This is a genomic window from Ruminococcus sp. J1101004sp1_RTP21198st1_B9_RTP21198_201120 (assembly GCF_040924245.1).
GTDB classification, from domain to species: Bacteria; Bacillota; Clostridia; order Lachnospirales; family Lachnospiraceae; genus Blautia_A; species Blautia_A faecis.
Genome location: NZ_JBCOMI010000024.1, coordinates 1 through 22580 on the forward strand (window position 1 = coordinate 1; position 22580 = coordinate 22580).

28 protein-coding genes are annotated in these 22580 nt (G+C 39.1%); 26 read left to right on the forward strand and 2 right to left on the reverse strand.

Going from position 1 to position 22580, the window contains the following annotated elements; translation table 11 throughout:
* Nucleotides 1-115: 115 nt before the first annotated feature.
* The gene (locus AB5618_RS15265) at nt 116-2689 is read right to left on the reverse strand and encodes a PEP/pyruvate-binding domain-containing protein (RefSeq protein WP_368366879.1); all 2574 of its coding nucleotides are present in this window, start codon (nt 2687-2689) and stop codon (nt 116-118) included.
* Nucleotides 2690-2904: 215 nt separating this feature from the next.
* Between AB5618_RS15265 and AB5618_RS15270 the strand changes: the two genes are divergently transcribed.
* The 6 genes from AB5618_RS15270 (at nt 2905) to AB5618_RS15295 (ending at nt 5795) form a co-directional block, all read left to right on the forward strand.
* Nucleotides 2905-3282 (forward strand): hypothetical protein, encoded by a 378-nt coding sequence (locus tag AB5618_RS15270; RefSeq protein WP_195477989.1) that lies wholly within the window; start codon nt 2905-2907, stop codon nt 3280-3282.
* A 63-nt stretch (nt 3283-3345) separates the two neighbouring features.
* Nucleotides 3346-3894 (forward strand): hypothetical protein, encoded by a 549-nt coding sequence (locus tag AB5618_RS15275; RefSeq protein WP_148463124.1) that lies wholly within the window; start codon nt 3346-3348, stop codon nt 3892-3894.
* A 255-nt stretch (nt 3895-4149) separates the two neighbouring features.
* Nucleotides 4150-4620 carry an LURP-one-related/scramblase family protein gene (locus AB5618_RS15280; RefSeq protein ID WP_287487244.1) on the forward strand — a complete coding sequence of 157 codons (471 nt, stop codon included), beginning with the start codon at nt 4150-4152 and terminating at the stop codon, nt 4618-4620.
* Between the two features lie 45 nt (nt 4621-4665).
* Nucleotides 4666-4884 carry an aspartate dehydrogenase gene (locus tag AB5618_RS15285; protein WP_368366880.1) on the forward strand — a complete coding sequence of 73 codons (219 nt, stop codon included), beginning with the start codon at nt 4666-4668 and terminating at the stop codon, nt 4882-4884.
* A 257-nt stretch (nt 4885-5141) separates the two neighbouring features.
* A complete protein-coding gene (locus AB5618_RS15290) occupies nt 5142-5357 on the forward strand; it encodes a hypothetical protein (RefSeq protein WP_256144259.1) in 216 nt (71 codons plus the stop codon).
* Between the two features lie 21 nt (nt 5358-5378).
* Nucleotides 5379-5795 (forward strand): hypothetical protein, encoded by a 417-nt coding sequence (locus AB5618_RS15295; RefSeq protein ID WP_368366881.1) that lies wholly within the window; start codon nt 5379-5381, stop codon nt 5793-5795.
* Nucleotides 5796-5847: 52 nt separating this feature from the next.
* Here the strand turns inward: AB5618_RS15295 and AB5618_RS15300 are convergent, their stop codons facing one another.
* The gene (locus AB5618_RS15300; protein ID WP_195477981.1) at nt 5848-6363 is read right to left on the reverse strand and encodes a helix-turn-helix transcriptional regulator; all 516 of its coding nucleotides are present in this window, start codon (nt 6361-6363) and stop codon (nt 5848-5850) included.
* Nucleotides 6364-6671: 308 nt separating this feature from the next.
* Between AB5618_RS15300 and AB5618_RS15305 the strand changes: the two genes are divergently transcribed.
* From AB5618_RS15305 to AB5618_RS15400, 20 genes are all read left to right on the forward strand, one after another.
* Entirely contained in the window at nt 6672-7604 is a 933-nt protein-coding gene (locus AB5618_RS15305) for an AEC family transporter (protein ID WP_195477980.1), read from the forward strand.
* Between the two features lie 555 nt (nt 7605-8159).
* Nucleotides 8160-8282: a hypothetical protein gene (locus tag AB5618_RS15310; protein WP_368361734.1), complete on the forward strand. Its 123-nt coding sequence runs from the start codon at nt 8160-8162 to the stop codon at nt 8280-8282.
* Nucleotides 8283-8313: 31 nt separating this feature from the next.
* Nucleotides 8314-8529: a hypothetical protein gene (locus AB5618_RS15315; protein WP_368361735.1), complete on the forward strand. Its 216-nt coding sequence runs from the start codon at nt 8314-8316 to the stop codon at nt 8527-8529.
* A gap of 20 nt (nt 8530-8549) precedes the next feature.
* Entirely contained in the window at nt 8550-8960 is a 411-nt protein-coding gene (locus tag AB5618_RS15320; RefSeq protein ID WP_368361736.1) for a peptide deformylase, read from the forward strand.
* A gap of 56 nt (nt 8961-9016) precedes the next feature.
* Nucleotides 9017-9385, forward strand: coding sequence for a VOC family protein (locus AB5618_RS15325; protein ID WP_173770201.1), 369 nt, complete (start codon nt 9017-9019; stop codon nt 9383-9385).
* A gap of 10 nt (nt 9386-9395) precedes the next feature.
* Nucleotides 9396-9851 carry a YaiI/YqxD family protein gene (locus tag AB5618_RS15330; RefSeq protein ID WP_368366882.1) on the forward strand — a complete coding sequence of 152 codons (456 nt, stop codon included), beginning with the start codon at nt 9396-9398 and terminating at the stop codon, nt 9849-9851.
* Nucleotides 9852-9857: 6 nt separating this feature from the next.
* Complete coding sequence (locus AB5618_RS15335; protein ID WP_173719336.1) at nt 9858-10136, forward strand: DUF1653 domain-containing protein; 279 nt, start codon at nt 9858-9860, stop codon at nt 10134-10136.
* Nucleotides 10137-10241: 105 nt separating this feature from the next.
* Nucleotides 10242-10571 (forward strand): HipA domain-containing protein, encoded by a 330-nt coding sequence (locus tag AB5618_RS15340; protein ID WP_173719335.1) that lies wholly within the window; start codon nt 10242-10244, stop codon nt 10569-10571.
* Nucleotides 10572-10850: 279 nt separating this feature from the next.
* On the forward strand, nt 10851-11963 hold the full coding sequence (locus AB5618_RS15345; RefSeq protein ID WP_368366883.1) for an ROK family transcriptional regulator: 1113 nt from the start codon (nt 10851-10853) through the stop codon (nt 11961-11963).
* A gap of 323 nt (nt 11964-12286) precedes the next feature.
* Nucleotides 12287-13315 (forward strand): zinc-binding dehydrogenase, encoded by a 1029-nt coding sequence (locus tag AB5618_RS15350; protein ID WP_008706353.1) that lies wholly within the window; start codon nt 12287-12289, stop codon nt 13313-13315.
* 113 nt (nt 13316-13428) lie between these two features.
* Nucleotides 13429-14805, forward strand: a complete 1377-nt coding sequence (locus AB5618_RS15355) for an MFS transporter (protein ID WP_173719333.1) — start codon at nt 13429-13431, stop codon at nt 14803-14805.
* Between the two features lie 307 nt (nt 14806-15112).
* Nucleotides 15113-15328: a hypothetical protein gene (locus AB5618_RS15360; protein ID WP_173719332.1), complete on the forward strand. Its 216-nt coding sequence runs from the start codon at nt 15113-15115 to the stop codon at nt 15326-15328.
* Nucleotides 15329-15714: 386 nt separating this feature from the next.
* Nucleotides 15715-15936, forward strand: a complete 222-nt coding sequence (locus tag AB5618_RS15365; protein WP_173719331.1) for a hypothetical protein — start codon at nt 15715-15717, stop codon at nt 15934-15936.
* Nucleotides 15937-15966: 30 nt separating this feature from the next.
* The gene (locus tag AB5618_RS15370; protein ID WP_173770195.1) at nt 15967-16182 is read left to right on the forward strand and encodes a hypothetical protein; all 216 of its coding nucleotides are present in this window, start codon (nt 15967-15969) and stop codon (nt 16180-16182) included.
* A gap of 217 nt (nt 16183-16399) precedes the next feature.
* The gene (locus tag AB5618_RS15375) at nt 16400-17929 is read left to right on the forward strand and encodes a DNA methylase (protein WP_368366884.1); all 1530 of its coding nucleotides are present in this window, start codon (nt 16400-16402) and stop codon (nt 17927-17929) included.
* A 15-nt stretch (nt 17930-17944) separates the two neighbouring features.
* Nucleotides 17945-18358: a hypothetical protein gene (locus AB5618_RS15380; RefSeq protein WP_368366885.1), complete on the forward strand. Its 414-nt coding sequence runs from the start codon at nt 17945-17947 to the stop codon at nt 18356-18358.
* 73 nt (nt 18359-18431) lie between these two features.
* On the forward strand, nt 18432-18581 hold the full coding sequence (locus tag AB5618_RS15385; protein WP_173770193.1) for a hypothetical protein: 150 nt from the start codon (nt 18432-18434) through the stop codon (nt 18579-18581).
* Between the two features lie 157 nt (nt 18582-18738).
* A complete protein-coding gene (locus tag AB5618_RS15390) occupies nt 18739-19815 on the forward strand; it encodes a M42 family metallopeptidase (protein ID WP_148463113.1) in 1077 nt (358 codons plus the stop codon).
* A gap of 365 nt (nt 19816-20180) precedes the next feature.
* The gene (locus AB5618_RS15395) at nt 20181-20354 is read left to right on the forward strand and encodes a hypothetical protein (RefSeq protein ID WP_173770183.1); all 174 of its coding nucleotides are present in this window, start codon (nt 20181-20183) and stop codon (nt 20352-20354) included.
* 36 nt (nt 20355-20390) lie between these two features.
* A complete protein-coding gene (locus AB5618_RS15400) occupies nt 20391-22451 on the forward strand; it encodes an ATP-binding protein (RefSeq protein WP_368366886.1) in 2061 nt (686 codons plus the stop codon).
* The last annotated feature ends 129 nt before the right edge of the window (nt 22452-22580 follow it).

Consider the following 22580-nt stretch of genomic DNA (forward strand, 5'->3'; position numbering starts at 1 on the left):
TTTAGACATAAAATATGCTCCCTCCTAAGTGACAAGTTTTTATTATTTCACTTGTCTACCTAGAAGGGAGCATATCACACTAATTTTCCTTTAGTGCGACAGCCCCATTTTTATTTTACTGCTGATAAAGTACCAGTCTTTCGTTCTGCAGATCATTACACAGTTCGCATGATACTTTGCTCATATCATACACATGAACAACCTGCTTCAACTCAGGATCCTCCGTAAACAGGCTTACAATATCAGGATATTCTGCCAGTTTTTCCGGTGCAAACCGTAACGTTTTTTCATTGGCAAATACTGCGGTGTACAATATCTCTGCTTCTACCAGATCCTGAAAAATATGGCTTCCATACGAAAGTTCCGGATTATATCCCGCCTTTTTCTCTTCTATCTCACAGATTGCTTCAAATTCACTGATATCTGCAAATGTTGTCGGAACACCAAGTTCCGGAGAAGATGTACCTATACGTCCCGGAACCATAAGAAGCATATGCTTATTTTTTCCTTTGTATTTCCAGTTTATTGTTCCGATCAGTTTCGCCACGTTTGGCTTTTTGGCATACGGCATATTATAGTATGCAATCGAATCAACCAGAACAATGTGATCGATTTTCACATTTCTGGACAGTCCCATCGAAGAATGCACATTCTCCAGAATTATTTTTTCTTCTGCAATATCCTCCGGAATCTGTGCTTTTCCGATATCCTTAAACACCTTCAGTGGCCGGCACTGCAACAGGTTTATGGAATATTCTCCTGTTTCTGAAAGGTTCACCGTAAATTCGATATCAACCGGATATTCATATTCTTTCTGGAGCAGCTGCATAATATCCTGTATCTGCTTCATCAGAATCTGATTCTTTACTATACCACTGCACGCAATAAAACGAACGGATCTGTTTATTCCCCTCTCCCTGAATGATCTTTCTGCGTCAAAATCATGATCCAGAAGAATATTAGCAAGGTATTCCGGAAGGAATCCTTCGATCTGATCCAGATACATTTGTCTCACGCAGTGTCCTGAGGTATCCACTGCTTCTACTTTTCGCTGCGAAAACTGATGTTTCTCTGCAATGGTTGTACAGCTTGTTGCCTGTGGCATATCCAGACTGACAAGCCGGGGATAAGAACCTTCCGTGCGGTCCACTGCTGCTGTTCCAAGACCCATAACCAGCCTCAGCATTCCTGCTTTTGGATCGATCTGCTCTAAAAACTTATAAGGGCTGTAAGAGTACCCAACTCCCGCTGCACATGGCATATAATAAGATCCATAGTAAGAGCCAGAAACGCGCTGTACAAGAAGTGCCATCTGTTCATCCCGTTTGTCAAGTCCTCTCCGCTTTCTGTAATCCAGTGCCGACAGACTCATGGAACTGGCATATACAGTCCTTATTGCGTTTTCAAACTCCAGAAGGCGCTCTTCCAGAGTTCCCCTGTTGGCGCAGAAAACTGACTCATATTTTCCTGCAAATGCATTGCCGAAACCATCCTCGAGAATACTGCTGGAGCGTACTATAAAAGGATCCTGTCCATAGTATTCCAGAATATGCAGAAACTGATTTTGCATTTCTTCCGAAAAGACACCATTTTTTAGTTTCTGTGCAAATTCTTCTGCCAGCGAAAAGTATTCCTCTTCCTCTCTCTGACGAACACGGATATCCCAGAATCCATTATCTACAATGTAAGTATAATAAACATCAGATCCAATAAAAAAGGAATCATGAGGTTCAAGCACCTCATCAATGTCCGGTGCCAGATTTCGGACAATTGCTCTGGAAAGCAGCATTCCACATGCTTTTCCACCAATCATACCTGTTCCGATCATATGATTTCGAACATTAAAATAATCCTGTGGCGTAAAGTGCTTTTTCACCATGAAACGCATCTTTTCATCTCTGGTCATCATAATATTACACATGGTATTACAGGCATCATCTGTATTCATATGATTGTCATATAACATTTTTGCTGTGTTGAAAAACCGATTCCAGGAATCTGTAAACTGCTCTTCACCTGTTCTCTGAAATTTGTCAAGAACCTGATAAAAACGGCTGGACTGTACTCCATCCAGGATCGGACGGAATGCACCTGTTTCTCTGTTATAAATATGTGGTCGAAACATGGTTTCCGAATCTCTGTTCCACACTTTTGCAGGACGGACGTATGTGTTTCTACTGTCAGAATAGACATCCAGAAGCAACTGTGTAGTATTTAATATTTTCTTTACTGCATGAAAAGAATGTTTTCCCCTGATAATCGGAAAAAATGCAACTGTATCCAGTGTAAAAAGGAACGGACACGTAACACGAAAGAAGTTTCCCATCATAAGGTCTGTTGCCCAGGCTGTCTGAAGTTCTGAAAGACAGTCAAATACATAAAATACATCAAAACCTTCTTTTTCAATGATTTTATGTATTTTCACAGTAAAATCCTCAAACCTGTGTGATAAGGGAATTTCTATACGTTCTACCTGTGGACATTCTTTTACCAGCGGCTCATGACTGGCAAATCGAAAATATACAATTCTTCTATTGTCCTTGATTGCCTGCTCTATATAAGGTTCGCAGAAATACCTGAATTCCTGGAGATTTGAAACTCTCCAGACCACATTATCCCCCAGCCGGATATTATCCAGTGCCTGATCCATATCCGGAATTCCCGAACAGATTCTCTCAAAAGCTGCCATATTTTCCCTCCATAACCCAAGAATAAAGTAAAAAAAGCACACAGACATTCCTGTCTATGTGCCACGCTGCACCCTTTTTATGAAATAATTATAAAAAGAATATATTATAAAGTCAACCATCTTTATTGGTGTTACCTGTCATCTCGCAAAAGCAGACGATACGGAACAGATTTTATATGTAGACATAGATATGCAGGAATCCTTAAAAATAAGAAATGCAAAACCGTATACACAGCTTAGAAGACCGGATTTTTATTTATAAGAGCCTTGGGGTCAGCCCTAATAGACGTATATATTGCGGAAGCATATTTTGTAAAAGCGTCAAGTTAGCTGAACCGCTGGATGCAAAACCGCATGTCTGGCAATTTGATGTAAATGCTGAAGAGTGGGGTGATACAGTGAAAGCAATAATGGGAATTATAAGACTATATCTGCAAAATTTGATACAACCAGATTCCAGTTTGATGGAGAAAACAAAAATCACTCATGCCCTTTGTTATATAGTTTTTGAATGTTTGCTGCAAGAATGGCAAGGTGCCGACCAGTTCATCATTGTTATGGATACTTGGTTCGAAAGACTGATGGCGGAATAATAGATGTTGTGATAGAATGAAGAAAACGATTTGAAGTGCAATCGGAATTTGGAGGTAAAAAGCATGATGAAGCTCGATAATTTTATTAATATGATGACGGGACACTTTAATAACAAAGAGCAGTTTGATAATATGCAGAGAGAAGGGAAAACATATCCTTATGCAGAACACATTAATACAATCTGTAATGAGAAAATTTCGAACCTTCCTAAAGATTTTAATGGTAAATTTGTTGTTGAAGAAAGCTACTATGAGACAAATGGTAAACGCCATGCTTCCCCGCATCTTTTCCTTATTACAGAGAAAGAAGATGGAATTGTGTTATATTCTTATGAAATACCAGAAGGAGAAGAGAAAAGTACGTTTTCATATGATTCTATGAAAAATGCTGACTACACTGAATTGAAAAAATCTGAAAAATTCACTCCGGCGCTCTATCATAAAAAAGATGGAATCTGGGAAGGAGGCAGTACAAGCCAGTTTTCACCGGTAATGACATTTAAGCTTTGGGAAAAGTTTTCTGATAGTTGTCTGGAGGTATCTGAAAGCATGGAAGTTAATGGAAAGAAAACTTTTGGATATGATGAACCAATTATCTATAAACGAGTATAATCCAAGCGGTTCAATATGATATAAACCGAACATTGCAATGAAAAGATCATTTACCGTAAACAAACAGTAGATGGTCTTTTTTGTAACTTTTTTGGAACAAGTAGCGATTTATAGCTGGAAGTATATGTTTTATCATAATCTGTGAAATAAGAGAGGTTAATTCTTCAATTTACATATTTTTTAAGGTGTTCCGGCATGGTATTATGGTACTCATAAAGAACCAATTATATCTGTTGGAGAGAGTGGTGAAAAGTTATGAAGCTATTATTTAAACAAAGGTTGTTTTCATGGTTTGACAGCTATGATATCTATGATGAAGCAGGAAACACTGTTTATGTAGTAAAAGGTCAGTTGTCCTGGGGACATAAACTTGTAATTTATGATGCCTATGGAAATGAAGTAGGAATGGTTGTTCAGAAAGTACTTACTTTTCTTCCTAAATTCGAAATTTATAAAAACGGCAGTTATATCGGATGCCTGAGCAAAGAATTCTCATTCCTGACGCCACATTATAATATTGATTACAATGGATGGCATATTGATGGAACCATTATGGAATGGGACTATAGCATTCTTGATCGAAGCGGTTATTCAATCGCCCGGGTCAATAAAGAACTGTTTCATATGACAGATACATATGTTATTGATGTGCAGGATCCAGGAAATGCGTTGGATGCGCTGATGTTTGTGCTTGCAATTGATGCAGAAAAATGTTCCAGGAATTAAATAGTTGATCTTGTTGTCGAAGATATTCGGAGATGGGGAGGTAGCATGGGATTATTCAAAAAGAAAATCGTGAAAAAAACATATGACCGAGAACATATGAAACCTGTTATTCGTGCAAGCATTTGTACCGGAGAAGAAGTAGCAGGGTTTAAAGATATACGGACCGGAAAAATAGAAGAAATCATGCTGATCAGATCGCCGGAGGACTTAGAAAAATTTAAAGAGATATATGAGATAGCAGAGGAAATTACAAAAGAATATTAGACATTGGATAAGGGGGATGTGTATTGTGAAAAATAAATTTGTTATAGTGACAATATCAACAAAAAAGCAGAATATAAATGGGGTGATCAGATGGAAGCAGTGCATAGAATTCGATTAGTACGGATAATAGAAAAAATGGAGAAAAATCCGGCATTCAGTAATAAGCTTGGTATAAAGAACACATCTGAATATTTAGCAGAAAAAGAACAGAAAAAATGAAAGACACATATCAGAATGAGTTTCGGAAGGAGTAAAAAATGTTATCGTTATTATTTACAATTTGTATGATTTGGTTTGTAGGAAAATTTTTTGTTTTTGGGTTAAGAGCATCCTGGGGAATTATGAAACTACTTTGTACAGTTATTTTCTTCCCGGTGATATTGATAGGTATGGTTGTAGGCGGACTGATGTACATTGCTTTTCCATTGTTGATTGTCGGTGGCGTTATAGCATTGGTGACGTCACATTCATAATGGATCAGGAGGAGAAAACGAATGGGATATGATATTGAAAAAGAAAAGAGAGAAGCAATTGAAGCTGGGCGCAGAGCTTTGAACAGTCTTCAGGCAGCAAAAGAAAATTTAAACAGTGCAAAGAACTGGGACCTGGTAGATATGTTTGGCGGCGGCTTTTTTACTACGATGCTAAAACATTCCAAAATGGATCAGGCCAAACGGAATATGGAACAGGCAAAATATGATCTTCGTAATTTCAGTAGAGAATTAAATGATGTAAATATGGCATGTAACTTGAATATCGATACTGGAGATTTTCTTTCTTTTGCGGATTATTTCTTTGATGGTTTTGTTGTGGACTGGGTGGTCCAGGATCGAATCAATAATGCAAAAAGACAGGTAGAAGAAGCAATTCGAAGAACAGAAAGTATAGTCAATCAATTACAGCGTATGTAAAGTAAAAGGCAATGAGTCAGAAATGGTTCATTGCCTTTCGTGGCGTTATGGATTATTTTAATTTTTCTTTCTCGGCATTTAAGAGCTCAAGATTAAGCCCCTGTTCTCCAGCTGTCTTATCTACCCAAAGATTCAAAGAGTCTATGGCTAAAGAAATTTCATCAAGTTTTTTACTGATATAAGCAAAATCTTTCATTTCATCATCGCTGATCTTACCGTCACGGGCAATCTGGATCAGACGACCGGTAAGAGGATTGATTTCATTTAGACTGGCAATTGTCTCCAAAATGATATTTGACAGATCGGTTACTTCTACTTCTGGAACATAACGATAGCCGATTTCGCATTTGTGAGAGCAATAATAATTGCAAAGATCTGGTCTTTTATAGGCATCTGCCATCTGGAGGATATCATAAGGCGTAGGTTCTTGTGTTTCATATTCAAATTTTTCAATTTTTGAATCAGAGACAGCAACCATTTTTTCACTGGCCTCTGCTCTTGTAAGTCCTGCCGCTTCTCGGCAAAGCTGGTAAATTGTTTTGTTTTCCCTGGTGGATTGTTTGCCCATAAGAATTTCCTCCTCGTATATCGCTAAACATGAGGATTATCAATCTTTAAGTCCTCATGCAAGACGCGTATTTCTCGTATAGAGTTTATTATACTTGAATTATCAATTAACAACAAGCTCAATAATGAACATGAAGTCAAAAAGAGTGATAGAGGAAAGAGAGGTTACAGAAAGGGCATTATGAACAAACAGGAAATCAATGAATCTATTGAAAAAGAAAATCCAGAGATAAAGAAATTTAATTAAGCATAATGTAGACGGTGTGCTATAATTACTGACAGTAGACGTCAGAAAAGAAGGGACAAAATATGCAGATCAGTTTATTACTAATGGAAGAGATCGCAAAGCTTTTTGCGATCATGCTTATGGGATATGCGGTTGTAAAAGCTGGACTTATGAAGTCATCGGAGAGTAAAAGCATATCTGTAGTCATGGTTTATCTGGTTATTCCATGCGTGATTATCGACGCATTTCAGGTGGACTATACAGCAGATGTAAAAAAAGGACTGCTCCTGGCATGTGCAGCAGCAGTTCTGGTACATGTTTTATTTCTGATACTTACCACAATATTAAAACAAGTATTGCAGCTGGATACCATTGAGCGTGCAACTGTTATTTATTCAAATGCTGGGATACTGGTGATTCCGCTGGTACAGGAGTTGCTTGGACAGGAGTACGTTATTTACTCCAGTGCTTATATTGCGGTACAGCTGATTCTGATCTGGACACACTGCAAAAATATGCTTTGCGAAGAAGATAGATTAGAGTGGAAAAAAGTATTTCTGAACGTAAATATTATTTCAATCATAGTAGGAGTGATATTGTTTGTCTGCAAAATCCAGTTGCCTTCGGGTGTACAGGATGTCTTGGATATGATGAACAATATGATTGGTCCGATCGGTATGCTGCTTGCCGGAATGGTTATTGCGGATGTACCTCTTAAGACTGTATTTACTAAAAAAAGAAACTATGTTTCGACAGTATTGCGATTGGTTATTTATCCAATATTTATATTGATTTTAATGAAAGTGATTAATACATTTGCGGGAGTGAATGATTCCAAACAGATTCTTCTGACTGTGTATATTGCGTCCATAACACCTGCCTGCGCAACTGTGACATCCATGGCGCAACTATATGATAAAGACGCGGCATATGCGAGCTCGTTGTATGTGCTTACGACACTGCTGTCAATTGTGACCATGCCAGTGATGGTGGGAATGTATGAGATGTTTGTGTGAGAGAATAGAAAGATTGAAGAAATGACAGAAGAGACACTGACTGCGGTTGGTGTCTTTTTTTGTTGGTTGTCGGGATTTTTGTACAGTCATTTGCTATAAAATGATAACATCAAAAAAATCCAAGGAGGACTGGCAGATGAAAGGTTATAACACAAGCAACGGATATATGGGATATGTAGAAGGCAAATACATTTTATTTGCCAGTGAACAGGAATATTTCGAGTTTATGGAAGATTAAGAGGAGGAAGGGCAATGAGTAAAATTTATTTTACTATACTCGGCTATTTGCTTTGGCTGATGGGAAGAAACATAAAGAAACAAGGAAAGCAACAAAATACGGAAAGTTATTTATGACAATTTATTACATGTAAGGTATAATAATGAACAAAAGGTTCATTTTAATAGATATTTGAGAAAATCAAAATAAGGAAGAATTAGATCAGTAGATGCGAATGTAATCAATGAATTGAAAAGCGGCTTAAGTGCTATTTCCAGAATCTTTGGAATAGTGAGTATGCTTTATCTTAGTTGGATTTATGCAGAGGAAGAAAGAATATGGGAATTAGATTAACTGGACTTAGTACTCCTGTTATAGGTGCAGAGTGGGAATATGTAGACAAAGATATTATTGAGTATCGTACGATGGAATATTATCGGAGAAGGTATGTAGAAAACTGATTCTTAATATTATCTCAAGAGGAATTAAAATATGATGTACACAGTAAAACGAATCGATGAAGACCTGGATTTTGGTTGTGAAGAACGGCCGGATGATGCACCAGTCATGGCAATAGTGACTCTTGTGGATTCTTCAGGAAAAGAAGTGACAGTAAAAGCGGAGGACGCCAGGCTCTATGAGCGTAATATCAATGAAGGAGACAAAGTTTGTTTCGATGTAAATAATAAATTGGAAAAAGTAGAATGAAAGCTACAGGGAGAAAGTAAATGGTAAAGCAAATTGTAAGAGACGTTTTCTTTTTAGGCCAACCATCTGAACCAGCCACGAAAGCTGATATCCAGGTTGGAAAGGATCTGCAGGACACACTGCAGGCGAACCGGGAACGGTGTGTTGGTATGGCTGCCAATATGATTGGTGTAAAGAAGAATATCATCATTGTGAATATGGGATTCATAGATGTTGTGATGTTCAATCCGATGATTGTTTCAAAGTGTGATATGTATGAGACAGAAGAAGGCTGTCTGTCCCTGGACGGTGTTCGTAAGACGACCAGATACCAGGAAATTGAAGTAGAGTATTATGACTTCAACTGGAAGAAAAAGCGCCAGAAATTGTCAGGATGGACAGCACAGATTTGCCAGCATGAAATTGATCATTTGTCTGGAAAGATTATTTAACCGCATGCGGATTGCGAATATTCGCTTGACTCAAAGCGGATTGTGAGGTGACGGATATGCTGAAAAACGTACTGATTGTGGTAGATGATATAGAAAAATCCATAGAGTTCTATAAGGACTTATTTGGACTGCAAGTGATTCTTAAGAATGAAGGTAATGTGATCTTATCGGAGGGACTTGTTTTGCAGGATGCCGACGTATGGGGGAAAACATTGAATGAAACTTCTACGCCATTTAATAACAGGATGGAACTGTATTTCGAGGATTTTGATATAGATGGATTGCTTGCAAAATATGAATCTGGTAAGTATTTCGTCCGATATGCTACTGAACTGACAGAACTTGTAGGTGGACAGAAGCTTGTAAGGCTGTATGATCCGAGTGATAATCTCATCGAGGTTCGTACGCCATTTATGTCTAATTAAAGGAGAAGATATGCAGATTTTTGTTGATGCAGATGCCTGTCCGGTAGTTGGTATTGTTGAAAAAGTTGCAAAAGAGCACAGTGTTCCGGTAACGTTATTGTGTGATACCAATCATGTGTTATCATCTGATTACAGTGAAGTGATCGTAGTTGGAGCCGGAGCAGATGCCGTGGATTATAAACTGATCAGCATTTGCCATGAAGGCGATATTGTTGTATCACAGGATTATGGAGTGGCGGCAATGGCACTTGGAAAAAATGCGTATGCGATTCATCAATCTGGGAAATGGTATACCAATGAGAATATTGACCAGATGCTTATGGAGCGGCATCTGAATAAGAAGGCACGAAGGGCATCCGGAAAGAATCATTTAAAAGGATCAAGAAAACGAACATCGGAGGATGATGAGCATTTTAGAGAATCCTTCGAGAGAATGATACATATGGCAATGGATAAGGAGAACTAGTTCGAAATGGAAGAATGTAGATTTCATATTGGTGATGTAGTCCAGCATTTTAAACGGGAAAATGTAAATCTGGAAACAGCGGAGTACTTGTACCGGATTCTGGCTTTTGCGCAACATACAGAAAATGATGAGAGGCTGGTGATTTATCAGGCATTGTATCCGCCTTATAAAACATGTGCCAGACCATACGACATGTTTTGCAGTGAAGTGGATCGGGAGAAGTATCCGAATGCGAAGCAGAAATATCGATTTGAGGTAGTGCCGGTAGATTTTTGGCCAAGATAATATGGATAAGGATCTTCTGCTTGTTGCCAAGGACGACGAGATGGGCAGGCAGCTACAGGATCTCAATCTAATCACAAGAAAACGCGCACCAAGGAGGTCTAAATAATGGTGGTTACCAATACGGATGATCACCTGAGAAATCGTGCGTTTATTCTGACAGACAAGGGATGGATTCTTTCACCTTTGTATGACGTAAATCCTGTTCCTTATGGCGATGAGCTGTCTCTTAATGTGGATGAGGAAGATAACAGAATCAGTATTGATCTGGCAGTGCAGACCGCTGTGAGATTCGGTATTTCCAAATCGGATGCGGAAGACTATGCGGAAGATATCTTGAAAATCATCAGAGATAACTGGGAAAAAACAGCTGTCGGATATGGCTTGACTCGCAGACAGATCGAAGAAATGAGACCTGCTTTCAGCGCTTGTTACTAATAAAATAAATAGTGGACGGCTCTTCCATGATGGAGTAGTGGTTATGAAAGATATGGTTTGCAAAGTCTCAAATAATGATACTCCAAGAAGCGTAATTGATGGTTGCATGCGAAAGCAACTATTAACGAACATTGATAGCTTAACAATTGCTCTGAACTCTGCGATAGGGACTTTATATTTGCAGCAACATACTCTGCAGAGACAATGGCTATTTACAAATATGACAATAACAGGTATCATTCTTTTATAAATACATTCATAAAAGAAGGTAGAAACAGAATGAGCGGACTGGAAAAGAAATTTGCTACGAAATCAAAAATCGTAAATTATATTATAAATAGAGAATCCACATCAAAAGTGGAAATATCCAAAGAACTGAATCTGAGTATGCCAACAGTTCTGTCTAATGTAAAAGATTTATTGGAAAAAGGTATCATAATAGAAACTGGAGAATATGAATCCACAGGAGGAAGAAAGGCTAAAAGTATTGGAATCAATCCATCCTATCGTTATGCAATGGGAATTGTGATCACTGCAAATCATCTGGGAATGGTGCTGGTAAATCTGAAGTATGAGATTGTGAAATCAGAGCGGATTCGTCTGAAATTTGTATCTGATATGTCATATTGCAGTCAGGTGGCAGATTATGCGGCGAAATTTCTGAATCATATGGATGATGCAGAACAGAAAGAAAAGCTTCTGGGTGTTGGAATCTCTATTCCGGGAATCATTAATCAGGAGCAGAAACTGGTGATAAAATCCCACGCACTGAAACTTGAAAACTATAGTCTTAGTTTCCTGGAACAGGCATTTTCTGTCTCGGTTTATTTTGCAAATGATGCCAATGCGGCAATGATGGCAGAAGATATGAACACCTATCAGAATGCAATTTACCTTTCGTTGAATCAGACTCTTGGTGGTGCATTTTGCATAGGGGGAAATTTGTTTTCCGGAGAAAATCAGAAGGCTGGAGAATTTGGACATATGATACTTGTACCTCAAGGCCGCAAGTGTTATTGTGGAAAATCAGGTTGTGCAGATGCTTATTGCGCTGCAGGTGCACTTGTTGGTGAGTCAAAGGATTCTGTGGAACAGTTTATGCAGCTGCTCAAAAGTAATGATGAAAAGGCAGAGAAAAAATGGGAAGAGTATCTTGATTATCTTGCAATTCTGATTTCAAATCTGCGCATGGCATATGATATGGATATCATTCTTGGAGGTGAAATGGGTGGATATCTCTCAGATTATATGATACCTCTTGGGGAAAAAGTAATGAAGTATAATGGATTTGATCATGATCTGAGATATCTGAAAAACTGTTCTTATAAGAAAGAAGCCTCAGCTGTAGGTGCAGCAAAGCATTTCCTGCAGGATTTTATCGGAAAGATATAGATTTGCCTATAATCTGCCGATATATCATAGTAAAAAAATATCTGAATACAAAAAATACCCTGATTACAACAATGAAACGTTGTGATCAGGGTGTTTTTGTTGAGGGAATTCCGAAGACAATCAGAAGGATTGCTATAGTAAAATCTGCATAAAAACAAAATCTTTACTTTGTGCAACTGGTAGAAATGAGAAATATTTTTAAATGTTTATTGACAAAGTTAGAGATTTGAATAATAATGTAATTACTTTAATAAAACATTTAATAAAAGATAACAAATAACTAGAGGTTCAAAGTACATTCAACAAACAAGGAGGAAAATATTATGTTACAGCAGGTTATGACAAATCCAGGAGAAATCATTTTCAGAGAGGTTCCCGTACCAGAGATTAAAGACAACCAGGTTTTGGTTAAGATTATGAATATTGGTATCTGTGGTTCTGATATCCATGTATATCACGGAAAACATCCTTTTACAAAATATCCGGTAACCCAGGGCCATGAAGTATCAGGAGAAGTGGTAAAAACAGGTGATGCAGTAACAGAATTTCATGTGGGACAGAAAGTAACAATTGAGCCACAGGTATATTGTGGACATTGTTATCCATGCCGTCACGGAAAATACAATCTCTGCGAAGAACTGAAAGTAATGGGATTCCAGACAACAGGAACTGCATCCGAGTATTTTGCAGTTGATGCATCAAAAGTAACACCGATACCGGAAGATATGTCTTATGAAGAGGGCGCAATGATCGAGCCTCTGGCAGTGGCTGTTCATGGTGTTAAACAGATGGGCGATGTAACAGGAATGAATATTGTGGTGATAGGAGCCGGTCCGATTGGAAATCTGGTAGCGCAGTCTGCAAAAGGGATGGGAGCAGCTAAAGTTATGATCACAGATGTCAGTGATCTTCGTCTGGAAAAAGCAAAAGAGTGTGGAATTGACGTATGTGTCAACACAAGAAATAAAAATTTCGGGGAAGCAATGGTAGAAGCCTTTGGACCGGATAAGGCAGATGTTATCTATGATTGTGCAGGAAATAACATTACAATGGGACAGGCGATCAAATATGCAAGAAAAGGAAGCGTGATTGTGCTGGTTGCAGTTTTTGCAGGAATGGCTGAGATCGATCTGGCAGTTGCAAATGATCATGAGCTTGATATCAAGAGCACAATGATGTACAGACATGATGATTATGTAGACGGAATCAGACTGGTGAATGAAGGAAAAGTGCATTTAAGACCGCTGATCTCTAAGACATTTGCATTTAAAGATTATCTGAAAGCATACCAGTACATTGACGATAACCGTGAAACTACAATGAAAGTGATTATCAATGTGCAGGAAAAATAAAATACCCTGCTGATCATAAGCCTTATGTAAGACAAAGATATAATAAAAAAGACTGCTGTAAAGAAGACATGAGTAAACGGAAAGACGGAGGATGGCAGCAGGCAGGAGGAATTATGGAGAGTAAAAACGAAAATGTAAAAGTTCCGTTGATCAGTAAAATCGCATATGGATTTGGCGATGTAGGATGTAATTTCAGCTGGATGTTCGTCAGTAATTTTCTCATGATTTTTTACACAGATGTATTCGGAATCAGTATGGCAGCAGTCTCTGCCCTGATGCTGTTTTCGAGATTTTGGGATGCGATCAATGATCCGATCGTGGGTGGACTGACAGATAAAACCAAAACAAAATGGGGACGTTATCGTCCATGGCTTCTCATTGCAGCTCCGATCACGGCCGTGCTTCTGATTATGACATTCTGGGCACATCCGGACTGGTCGGACAGATCAAAGGTTATCTATATGGTAATTACATACTGTCTGTTGGTACTTGGATATACTTGTGTAAATATCCCGTATGGCACCCTTTGTGGAGCAATGACACAGGATATCGATGAACGTGCAAAGATTAATACATCACGTTCAGTATCTGCAATGGTTGCAATTGGAATTATCAATATCATTACAGTTCCACTGATTGGAAAACTTGGCAGTCAAAGTGCTAAAACCGGATACCTACTGGTAGCAATCATATACGGATGTATTTTTGCAGCCTGTCATTTCTTCTGTTTCGCAAAAACAAAAGAGCAGGTGATTATGCCGGAAAAAGACAAAATATCCATAAAAGTGCAGTTAAGAGCAGTGATGCAGAACCGCCCATATATTCTGGCATTAATCGGACAGGTGTTATTCGGATTTACACTTTATGGAAGAAATGCAGATGTTTTATACTATTTCACTTATGTAGAGGGAAATGCATCCTACTATACTACATATTCCATGTGCATTATCATTCCATCCATTATCGGTGCTGCATGTTTCCAGCCTGTATTCCGAAAATTGAATAATAAAGGAAGAACTGCATCTATTTTTGCCCTTTTTACCGGAATTTCCATGCTCTGTATGTTCTTCTTCAATGTAAAAGAAACATCGGCAGCGTTCTATACACTTGCAGGAATTACACAATTCTTTTTTTCTGGATTTAACACTGCAATCTATGCGATCATTCCCGATTGCGTAGAATACGGAGAGTGGAAAACGGGCTTAAGGAATGATGGTTTTCAATATGCATTTGTGTCACTGGGAAATAAAATTGGCATGGCAATAGGAACAGCGCTTCTTGCAGCACTTCTTGGAAAATATGGATATGTGGCAAATCAGGTACAGAATCCGGCTGTTCTCAGTATTATGAGACATTCCTTTACTACAATTCCGGGAGTTTTATGGATAGTGACAGCAATTGTACTGTTTTTCTATCGTCTGAACAAAAAACGTTACAATGAAATCGTAGAAGACCTGAAAAAACAGGATAAAATAAATCCCAGATATTGATATTGCAATATCAATGGGATGCAATGTGGGATGTCCTTTTATTGGAAGGGCGTTTGATGATAACTGAGGACTTGATGATCCAACGGGAAAATCAGATGATGATTTCAAGGCTGTGATACAGCGGATTGAGGAGAATATCATTGAGCTAAAGAAAAGGTTGAGTGAAAGTTAAAGTGGAGTTTTGCGTGAGCAAACATTAGAAAATACAGATGGTTAAGGTGGTGATCAATGTGGTCATCACTTTTTCTATTTCTGAAAAGACAGGAATATTTCGAGTTTATGGAAGATTAAGAGGAGGGTTCAACTAATGAAGTCAAATATAGAAATGAAAATGGAGCTTATGGAGCGAAGACAAGCGGTACATGCAAATAAGATACAGGCACTTATGCTAATGATAACAGTGATGCAGATCCCGGAAAAAGAGAAGAACCGAAAGATATTAAAAGCTGTTCGAGTTAGTACCGCATTATTGTGGATTCTTACATGTGTAGAGGATTTAGTGTTAATGATCCGAAAAAGATGAATGCAGATGCTGTGGCATTAGAGATAATGGATCGCAGGAATTAAAAACAGTAATTAAAATCGAGGGATAAAATGGGAAAAGAACAAATATTTTTACAGCATATTTTTACAGGGACAGGTGATTGTACAGAATGATAAGTTTGTTTTACAGGAAAGATGTACTACAGAGGTTATATCTATGTTATACTTGAGTTGATCTTGCGTGAAAAATCTATCAAAAGGTGTATAGTAAAAGGAAAATTAGATTGTCCGTCTGTCTTTCGATAGACTGCGAAAAGTCAATAACTCAAACTTCGCAGATAGATTTTAGCTATGCATCTTGAAAATTCAATACCTGGCAGTTATTCAGTTGTCAATGTTCAGACCTTAGGAAGAGAGTTTCTGCAGTTGATTGAAACAACGGATATGCAGAAAGTGTATAAGATGCCGATTTTGTACGGTTTCTATAACGAGGGAGATGTACGGCTGGCTGTTACAGATGCTGAGGTAGTGGAAAGCTGGAAAAAGTTCTTTGACCGAGGAACAAACTGGAAGGATTTTCCGAAAGTAACTTCATACGAAGAGTATCGTACGATGGAATATTATCGGAGAAGGTATGTAGAAAACTGATTCTTAATATTACTTCAGAGGAAGTGAACTATGATGTACACAGTAAAACAAATCGATGAAGACCTGGATTTTGGTTGTGAAGAACGACCGGATGATGCACCGGTCATGGCAATAGTGACTCTTGTGGATTCTTCAGGAAAAGAAGTGACAGTAAAAGCGGAGGACGCCAGGCTCTATGAGCGTAATATCAATGAAGGAGACAAAGTTTGTTTCGATGTAAATAATAAATTGGAAAAAGTAGAATGAAAGCTACAGGGAGAAAGTAAAGGGTAAAACAAATTGTAAAATATGAATCTGGAAAGTATTTCGTCCGATATGCCACAGAACTGACAGAACTTGCAGGTAGGCAGAAGCTTGTAGCCGAATGCAAAACAGAAATATAGATTTGAGGTAGTACCGGTAGATTTTTGGCCAAGATAAATAAGAATTAGAAACAGAACACAGGAGAACCGGGAGGTGTAGAATGAGGGAAAAGAAAAGAACCTATATTGCAATCGATCTTAAGTCATTCTATGCGTCTGTGGAATGTAAAGAGCGAAATCGGGATCCTTTGACGACCAATCTTGTGGTTGCGGATAAAAGCAGAACAGAAAAAACCATCTGTCTTGCGGTATCTCCAGCTTTAAAGTGTTATGGGATACCTGGAAGGGCTCGTTTATTTGAGGTTGTTCAAAAAGTAAAAGAAGCCAACAGCGCCCGCAGGTGGAAAGAGCCGAACAGAACTTTTATCGGAGCCTCTGATGACAGCGCAGAATTAAATAGCAATCCGGCACTGGAGATTGATTATATTGTTGCCCCTCCCCGGATGGCTCTCTATCTGGAATACAGCACCAGAATTTACAGCATTTATCTGAAATATATTGCGCCGGAAGATATTTTCCCGTATTCGATTGACGAAGTATTTATGGATGTAACGAATTATCTGCATACCTATAATATGACAGCAAGAGAACTTGCAATGACCATGATACAGGACGTGCTGAAAACGACAGGTATAACGGCAACTGCAGGAATCGGAACAAATATGTATCTGTGTAAGATTGCGATGGATATCGTGGCGAAGCATATTAAAGCAGATAAAGACGGTGTTCGAATTGCAGAACTGGATGAAATGTCATACCGAAGGAAACTCTGGAGCCACAGACCGCTTACTGATTTCTGGAGAGTCGGAAAGGGATATGCAAAGAAGCTGGAAGAATACGGGCTTTATACAATGGGCGATATTGCAAGATGTTCCATCGGAAAAGAGAATGAATTATACAACGAAGATCTGTTATATAAGCTGTTTGGCGTTAATGCAGAGCTGCTGATCGATCATGCCTGGGGATATGAGCCCTGTACCATGGAAATGGTCAAGGATTATAAGCCGGAAACGAACAGTGTTTGTTCCGGGCAGGTACTTCATTGTCCTTATGACTTTGAAAAAGCAAAATTAGTCGTCAAAGAGATGACGGACCAGATGGTTTTGGATTTGGTGGATAAGAAGCTTGTAACGGATCAGATTGTGTTGACGGTTGGCTATGATATTGAGAATCTGAACAATGCCGACAGGAAAAAGCAGTATCATGGAGAGGTTACGATCGACCGTTATGGAAGAAGAATTCCCAAACATGCACATGGAACGATCAATCTGAAACGGCAGACTTCCTCAACAAAACTGATAATGGATGCAGTAATAGAGCTATATGACAGGATTGTTGACAGAAACCTGCTTGTCAGAAGAATCAATATCACGGCGAACAGGCTTGTGGATGAGAGTTCTGTAAAGAAAGAAGAAGTGTATGAGCAGATGGATCTTTTTACAGATTATGAGGAGCAAAGGAAAAAGAAGGAAGAGGAAGAAGCTGCGCTGGATCGCGAAAAACGTATGCAGGAAGCAATGCTCAGTATTAAAAAGAAATTTGGAAAAAACGCTGTGCTGAAGGGGATGAATCTTCAGGAAGGTGCAACCGCCAGGGACAGAAATGAACAGATTGGCGGTCATAAGGCGTAAAGGAGTTGGAAGAGGATGAAAAATAATTCTTATGAAGATATCATCAATTTGCCACATGCGGTCTCTAAGAATCATCCGCAAATGCCACTTCGGGATCGGGCAGCGCAATTTGCTCCTTTTGCAGCCTTGACCGGGCATGATGCTGCGATAAAGGAAACAGCAAGATTAACCGATGAAAGATTGGAACTGAGCGAGGAAGTGATTGCTCAGCTGAATGAAAAAATCAATATAATCAGAAATAATATCGGTATAGAACAGAATGTATCGATAACCTATTTTGTTCCCGATGCAAAAAAAGCAGGCGGCTCCTATGTTACGTGCTCTGGTATTGTAAAAAAGATAGACGAATACGAGCTTACCATCATTATGACGGATCAAACAGTTATTCCAATCGAGCAGATAAGTGATATTAAATGTGAAGAGTGGTAAATGTAAAAACAGATACAAAGAATATAGAATGTTTCACTAGAAAAAGTTGAGACAGAAAGTGGAGGTGACCATCATGGCTTCTTTTGATCAGAAGCTCCGTAAGTTATATCTGATGGAAATCCTGCTTGAACGTACCGATGATGAACATATGTTAAATGCATCGGAGTTGTGCACGATTCTGGATCAGGAATGGCCGACTGATAAAGTGGCACTATCTCGCTGACTTAAAGCAATTTATCACATCGAGTTGGAATTGTTGACAATCATATTGGCCTAGACTATACTTGGTTTATCAAGCGCGGCTCGAAAATTCTGTATTGTCAGAAAAATAAGTAGATGTTGAGCTCAAGAAGGTAAAACTTTCATAAAGAGGTGTCAGAATGGATAAAAAAACAACGTTGGAAATGATTGCAGCAATTTCAAATGCAAACGGTACATCAGGCTTCGAAGATGAAGTGGTTGCAGCAATTCGTCCTTATGCAGAAGGACTCGGAGAAATTACAGAAGATCGCATGCGCAACCTATATATCCGCCGTAAAGAAAATAACGGCAAACGTCCGGTTGTTCAGCTTGATGCACATAGTGATGAGGTTGGCTTTATGGTGCAGGCTATCTGCCCGAATGGAACTCTCCGCATCATTCAGATCGGAGGTTGGGTGAACCACAATATTCCAGCTCATAAAGTCCTGGTCCGCAACCGATTCGGAGAATATATTCCGGGTATTACTGCCAGCAAGCCACCGCATTTCATGACAGAGCAGGAGCGTAAAGCACCTCTGGATATGAAAGATATCACAGTAGATGTTGGCGCTGTTTCTAAAGAAGAGGCGGTTGAAAAGTTCGGCATTCGTATCGGTGAACCGGTAGTGCCGGATGTGACATTTACATATTCAGAAACCACAGATCTGATGGTGGGCAAGAGCTTTGACTGTCGTTTGGGATGTGCGGCAATTCTTAAGACCATGCATACCCTGGCTGGTCAGGATTTGAATGTGGATATTGTTGGCGCGTGTGCAGCACAGGAAGAAGTTGGTGTACGTGGTGCCACTGTGACAGCACAGGTAATTAAGCCGGATATCGCAATTGTTTTTGAAGGATGCCCGGCAGATGATACGTGCGTTGAGCAGTATATGGTTCAGACGGCTATTAAGCGTGGCCCGATGCTTCGTCACATTGATTCACGCATGATTACCAATCCACGTTACCAGAGATATGCGCTTGATCTGGCAGAAAAGCTTGGCATCCCGGTTCAGGATGCAGTTCGCAGTGCTGGTTCAACCAATGGTGCAGTTATACATCTGACTGAAAAAGCAGTTCCGGTCATCGTTATTGGTGTTCCGGTTCGCTATGCGCACACACATTACGGAATTTCAGCTTATGCTGATTTTGATAATGCGGTTAAGTTGGCATGCGAAATTCTTAAAAGACTTGACGAAGAGCAGATTATGAGTTTCTAAAAAAATATAATGCTGTGCTGAAAGCGACAGGTATAACGGCAACTGCCGGAAAAGAATATGCAAAGAAGCGTATCACAGTTATTTAAACGTTTATGTGACAAACGTAACTGTCTGTGATATTATGAAAGTGGTATAGGCGAAAATGACTTTTGCAGAAACGAAAGTATTTTCAGATTTTATTTAAAAATATACTTATTCTAATGAATAAGTGAGAAGCCATATAGATACGGGACGGTATGAGTACAAAGAACATTACCAGTGAACAGTAATGTAGGAGAACAGTTCGAACATATGTATCGGCTGTTCTCCTTTTGTTTTCAGGCATTAATGGGGGAATATTTTCTATATAAGTGTTGGGAGATTTTATGGAAAAGTTTAAGGCAAATGATAATAAGAATGAAGAACATGAGATTAACTACAGACAATTTAACAAAAAGCTGGAACTTCTGAATCAGATTCTGTCTCTGATATCAGACATTAATCAGGCATCGGATGAGAAAGAGATAGATACCATTCGATTTTATTGCACAGCCCGTTGAAAAACAGTTGGAAGAAAACATAATGAGGAAAATTCAATGAAAATAAATAATACAGCTGCTAAACATATTAAGAAATACTGCTATATTGTCGGCCTCCTCTCTTTCCTGATCGCGTTTTTTGCGTGTAGTCAGATGCTCAGATATCAGGAAAAGGAAAAAAAAGCATCGGGAATCTATATGGCACAAAGTACGATAAGGAGAGTCAAGGCAAAGCTGGACAATTATATAACGATTTCTGATCTTCTTGGAAATTATATCATTGATGGATCGGATATGGATGAAAACACTTTTTCAGAACTGGCAGAAAAGATCCCAAATGAGGATGGTGTGGTAAAGGCATTTGAGCTGGCACCGGAAGGAATCATAACCGAAATCTATCCTATGCAGGGAAATTCAGAGGCTCTTGAACTGGATGTACTGGGGGAACATGAACGGAAAAAGGATGCAGCTTTGGCTAAGGAAACCGGGGAGTATACACTTGGCGGCCCCTATCAGTTAAAGCAGGGAGGAACCGGAGCATTACTTTTTAAACCGGTTTATCGAACCGATGATTCCGGAGAGAGTAGTTTCTGGGGATTTGTACTCCAGGTGATTGACTGGGACCGTTTTATGAGTGACATAAATCTGCAATCCTTAAATGAGGCGGATTTCAGTTATAAAATCTGGTCTTATGACAGAAGCAGTGGAGATAAGGTTATTTTTGCCCAGAGTCAGGACGATATGCCGGAAGACAGCCTGACGATAGAATGCGAGATCCCGAATAACACATGGTATTTTGATATTGTGCCTTCGAATGGGTGGATCCCGGTTTCATACTGGCTCCTCGCTATTGCCGCTTCTTATATATTTTCGTTATTGGTCGCTACAATTTATTATCAGATATCCAGCAAAAAGCACAGAGAAAAACAATATGCAGCTGATCTTAAGAATGCAGCGGAGCTGGCGAAAAGTGCAAACGAAGCAAAAACGCGATTTCTGTTTAATATGAGTCATGATATACGGACACCGATGAATGCGATCATAGGTTTTTCCGGATTACTGGAAAAGAATCTTCAGAACGAGGAAAAAGCAAAGGAATATCTGGGAAAAATCTGTTCTTCCGGAAATCTGCTGATGTCGATCATTAACCAGATCTTGGAGATAGCCCGTATTGAAAGCGGTACTACAGCGCTGCAGCTGAAAGCTGAGGATATAAATACAGTATTTCATACGGTAAACACGGTATTTGAGGATGATATAAGGAAGAAGAACCTGCAGTATTCGGCAGATTTGGATGTAAATCATGCGTTTATCTTTTGCGACAGAGTGAAACTTCAGGAGATAATGCTGAATATTATCAGCAATGCAATAAAGTACACGTCCGATGGGCATGTGGTCCATGTAAAGATATATGAGAAAGATTCAGAGGATCCCCGGAAAGCCCGATTTATTTTTACCTGTGAAGATACAGGCATTGGTATGAGCGAGGAATATCTTCCACATATCTTTGAAGAATTTTCCAGAGAGCATACAACCACAGAGAACAAGGTCGCTGGTACAGGACTGGGCCTTCCTATTGTAAAATCCATGATTGAGTTGATGGGAGGAAGTATCCGGGTAGAAAGCGCGCAAGGTGCCGGGACAAAATTCACTGTAGATATTTCTTTTGATACAGCATCAGAAGAGGATGTATATAGGAATCAGATATCTGAACAGCCAGATATATTAGAAAAGCTGAAAGGAAAACGTATTCTTCTTGCAGAGGATAATGATCTGAATGCAGAGATTGCGATAGAACTGCTTGCAGAACAAAAGATCATTGCATACCGTGCGAAGGATGGAGCAGAGTGTCTGGATAAGCTGGAGAAAGCAGATTCCGGATATTATGATATGATTCTTATGGACATTCAGATGCCGGTGATGGATGGATATAATGCTGCAGCCAGGATACGCAGGATGAAAGATGAGAAGAAAGCCTCCATCCCCATTGTTGCAATGACAGCAAACGCCTTTGCAGAGGACAGGCAGAAGGCAATATCGATGGGAATGAATGATCATGTGGCAAAACCAATTGATATGAATGTACTTTTACCGGTGATAGCAAAGTATATAAGGTGAAAGATCAATGTTACTGTTCACGGGTAACGTTCCGCGAGGTGTTTTTTGTGAACAAAGTTCACAGAAAACCCGAGAATCTCAGCGCGAAATCATGCGAATGCATGATTTCTGTGCTTCGCGAAGTGTGTT

Excerpts from the sequence above, each read along its gene's own strand:
- AB5618_RS15265 (WP_368366879.1), bottom strand. The coding sequence starts at position 2,689 with ATGGCAGCTTTTGAGAGAATCTGTTCGGGAATTCCGGATATGGATCAG.
- AB5618_RS15270 (WP_195477989.1), top strand. The coding sequence starts at position 2,905 with ATGCAAAACCGTATACACAGCTTAGAAGACCGGATTTTTATTTATAAG.
- AB5618_RS15275 (WP_148463124.1), top strand. The coding sequence starts at position 3,346 with ATGATGAAGCTCGATAATTTTATTAATATGATGACGGGACACTTTAAT.
- AB5618_RS15280 (WP_287487244.1), top strand. The coding sequence starts at position 4,150 with ATGAAGCTATTATTTAAACAAAGGTTGTTTTCATGGTTTGACAGCTAT.
- AB5618_RS15285 (WP_368366880.1), top strand. The coding sequence starts at position 4,666 with ATGGGATTATTCAAAAAGAAAATCGTGAAAAAAACATATGACCGAGAA.
- AB5618_RS15290 (WP_256144259.1), top strand. The coding sequence starts at position 5,142 with ATGTTATCGTTATTATTTACAATTTGTATGATTTGGTTTGTAGGAAAA.
- AB5618_RS15295 (WP_368366881.1), top strand. The coding sequence starts at position 5,379 with ATGGGATATGATATTGAAAAAGAAAAGAGAGAAGCAATTGAAGCTGGG.
- AB5618_RS15300 (WP_195477981.1), bottom strand. The coding sequence starts at position 6,363 with ATGGGCAAACAATCCACCAGGGAAAACAAAACAATTTACCAGCTTTGC.
- AB5618_RS15305 (WP_195477980.1), top strand. The coding sequence starts at position 6,672 with ATGCAGATCAGTTTATTACTAATGGAAGAGATCGCAAAGCTTTTTGCG.
- AB5618_RS15310 (WP_368361734.1), top strand. The coding sequence starts at position 8,160 with ATGGGAATTAGATTAACTGGACTTAGTACTCCTGTTATAGGTGCAGAG.
- AB5618_RS15315 (WP_368361735.1), top strand. The coding sequence starts at position 8,314 with ATGATGTACACAGTAAAACGAATCGATGAAGACCTGGATTTTGGTTGT.
- AB5618_RS15320 (WP_368361736.1), top strand. The coding sequence starts at position 8,550 with ATGGTAAAGCAAATTGTAAGAGACGTTTTCTTTTTAGGCCAACCATCT.
- AB5618_RS15325 (WP_173770201.1), top strand. The coding sequence starts at position 9,017 with ATGCTGAAAAACGTACTGATTGTGGTAGATGATATAGAAAAATCCATA.
- AB5618_RS15330 (WP_368366882.1), top strand. The coding sequence starts at position 9,396 with ATGCAGATTTTTGTTGATGCAGATGCCTGTCCGGTAGTTGGTATTGTT.
- AB5618_RS15335 (WP_173719336.1), top strand. The coding sequence starts at position 9,858 with ATGGAAGAATGTAGATTTCATATTGGTGATGTAGTCCAGCATTTTAAA.
- AB5618_RS15340 (WP_173719335.1), top strand. The coding sequence starts at position 10,242 with ATGGTGGTTACCAATACGGATGATCACCTGAGAAATCGTGCGTTTATT.
- AB5618_RS15345 (WP_368366883.1), top strand. The coding sequence starts at position 10,851 with ATGAGCGGACTGGAAAAGAAATTTGCTACGAAATCAAAAATCGTAAAT.
- AB5618_RS15350 (WP_008706353.1), top strand. The coding sequence starts at position 12,287 with ATGTTACAGCAGGTTATGACAAATCCAGGAGAAATCATTTTCAGAGAG.
- AB5618_RS15355 (WP_173719333.1), top strand. The coding sequence starts at position 13,429 with ATGGAGAGTAAAAACGAAAATGTAAAAGTTCCGTTGATCAGTAAAATC.
- AB5618_RS15360 (WP_173719332.1), top strand. The coding sequence starts at position 15,113 with ATGAAGTCAAATATAGAAATGAAAATGGAGCTTATGGAGCGAAGACAA.
- AB5618_RS15370 (WP_173770195.1), top strand. The coding sequence starts at position 15,967 with ATGATGTACACAGTAAAACAAATCGATGAAGACCTGGATTTTGGTTGT.
- AB5618_RS15375 (WP_368366884.1), top strand. The coding sequence starts at position 16,400 with ATGAGGGAAAAGAAAAGAACCTATATTGCAATCGATCTTAAGTCATTC.
- AB5618_RS15380 (WP_368366885.1), top strand. The coding sequence starts at position 17,945 with ATGAAAAATAATTCTTATGAAGATATCATCAATTTGCCACATGCGGTC.
- AB5618_RS15385 (WP_173770193.1), top strand. The coding sequence starts at position 18,432 with ATGGCTTCTTTTGATCAGAAGCTCCGTAAGTTATATCTGATGGAAATC.
- AB5618_RS15390 (WP_148463113.1), top strand. The coding sequence starts at position 18,739 with ATGGATAAAAAAACAACGTTGGAAATGATTGCAGCAATTTCAAATGCA.
- AB5618_RS15395 (WP_173770183.1), top strand. The coding sequence starts at position 20,181 with ATGGAAAAGTTTAAGGCAAATGATAATAAGAATGAAGAACATGAGATT.
- AB5618_RS15400 (WP_368366886.1), top strand. The coding sequence starts at position 20,391 with ATGAAAATAAATAATACAGCTGCTAAACATATTAAGAAATACTGCTAT.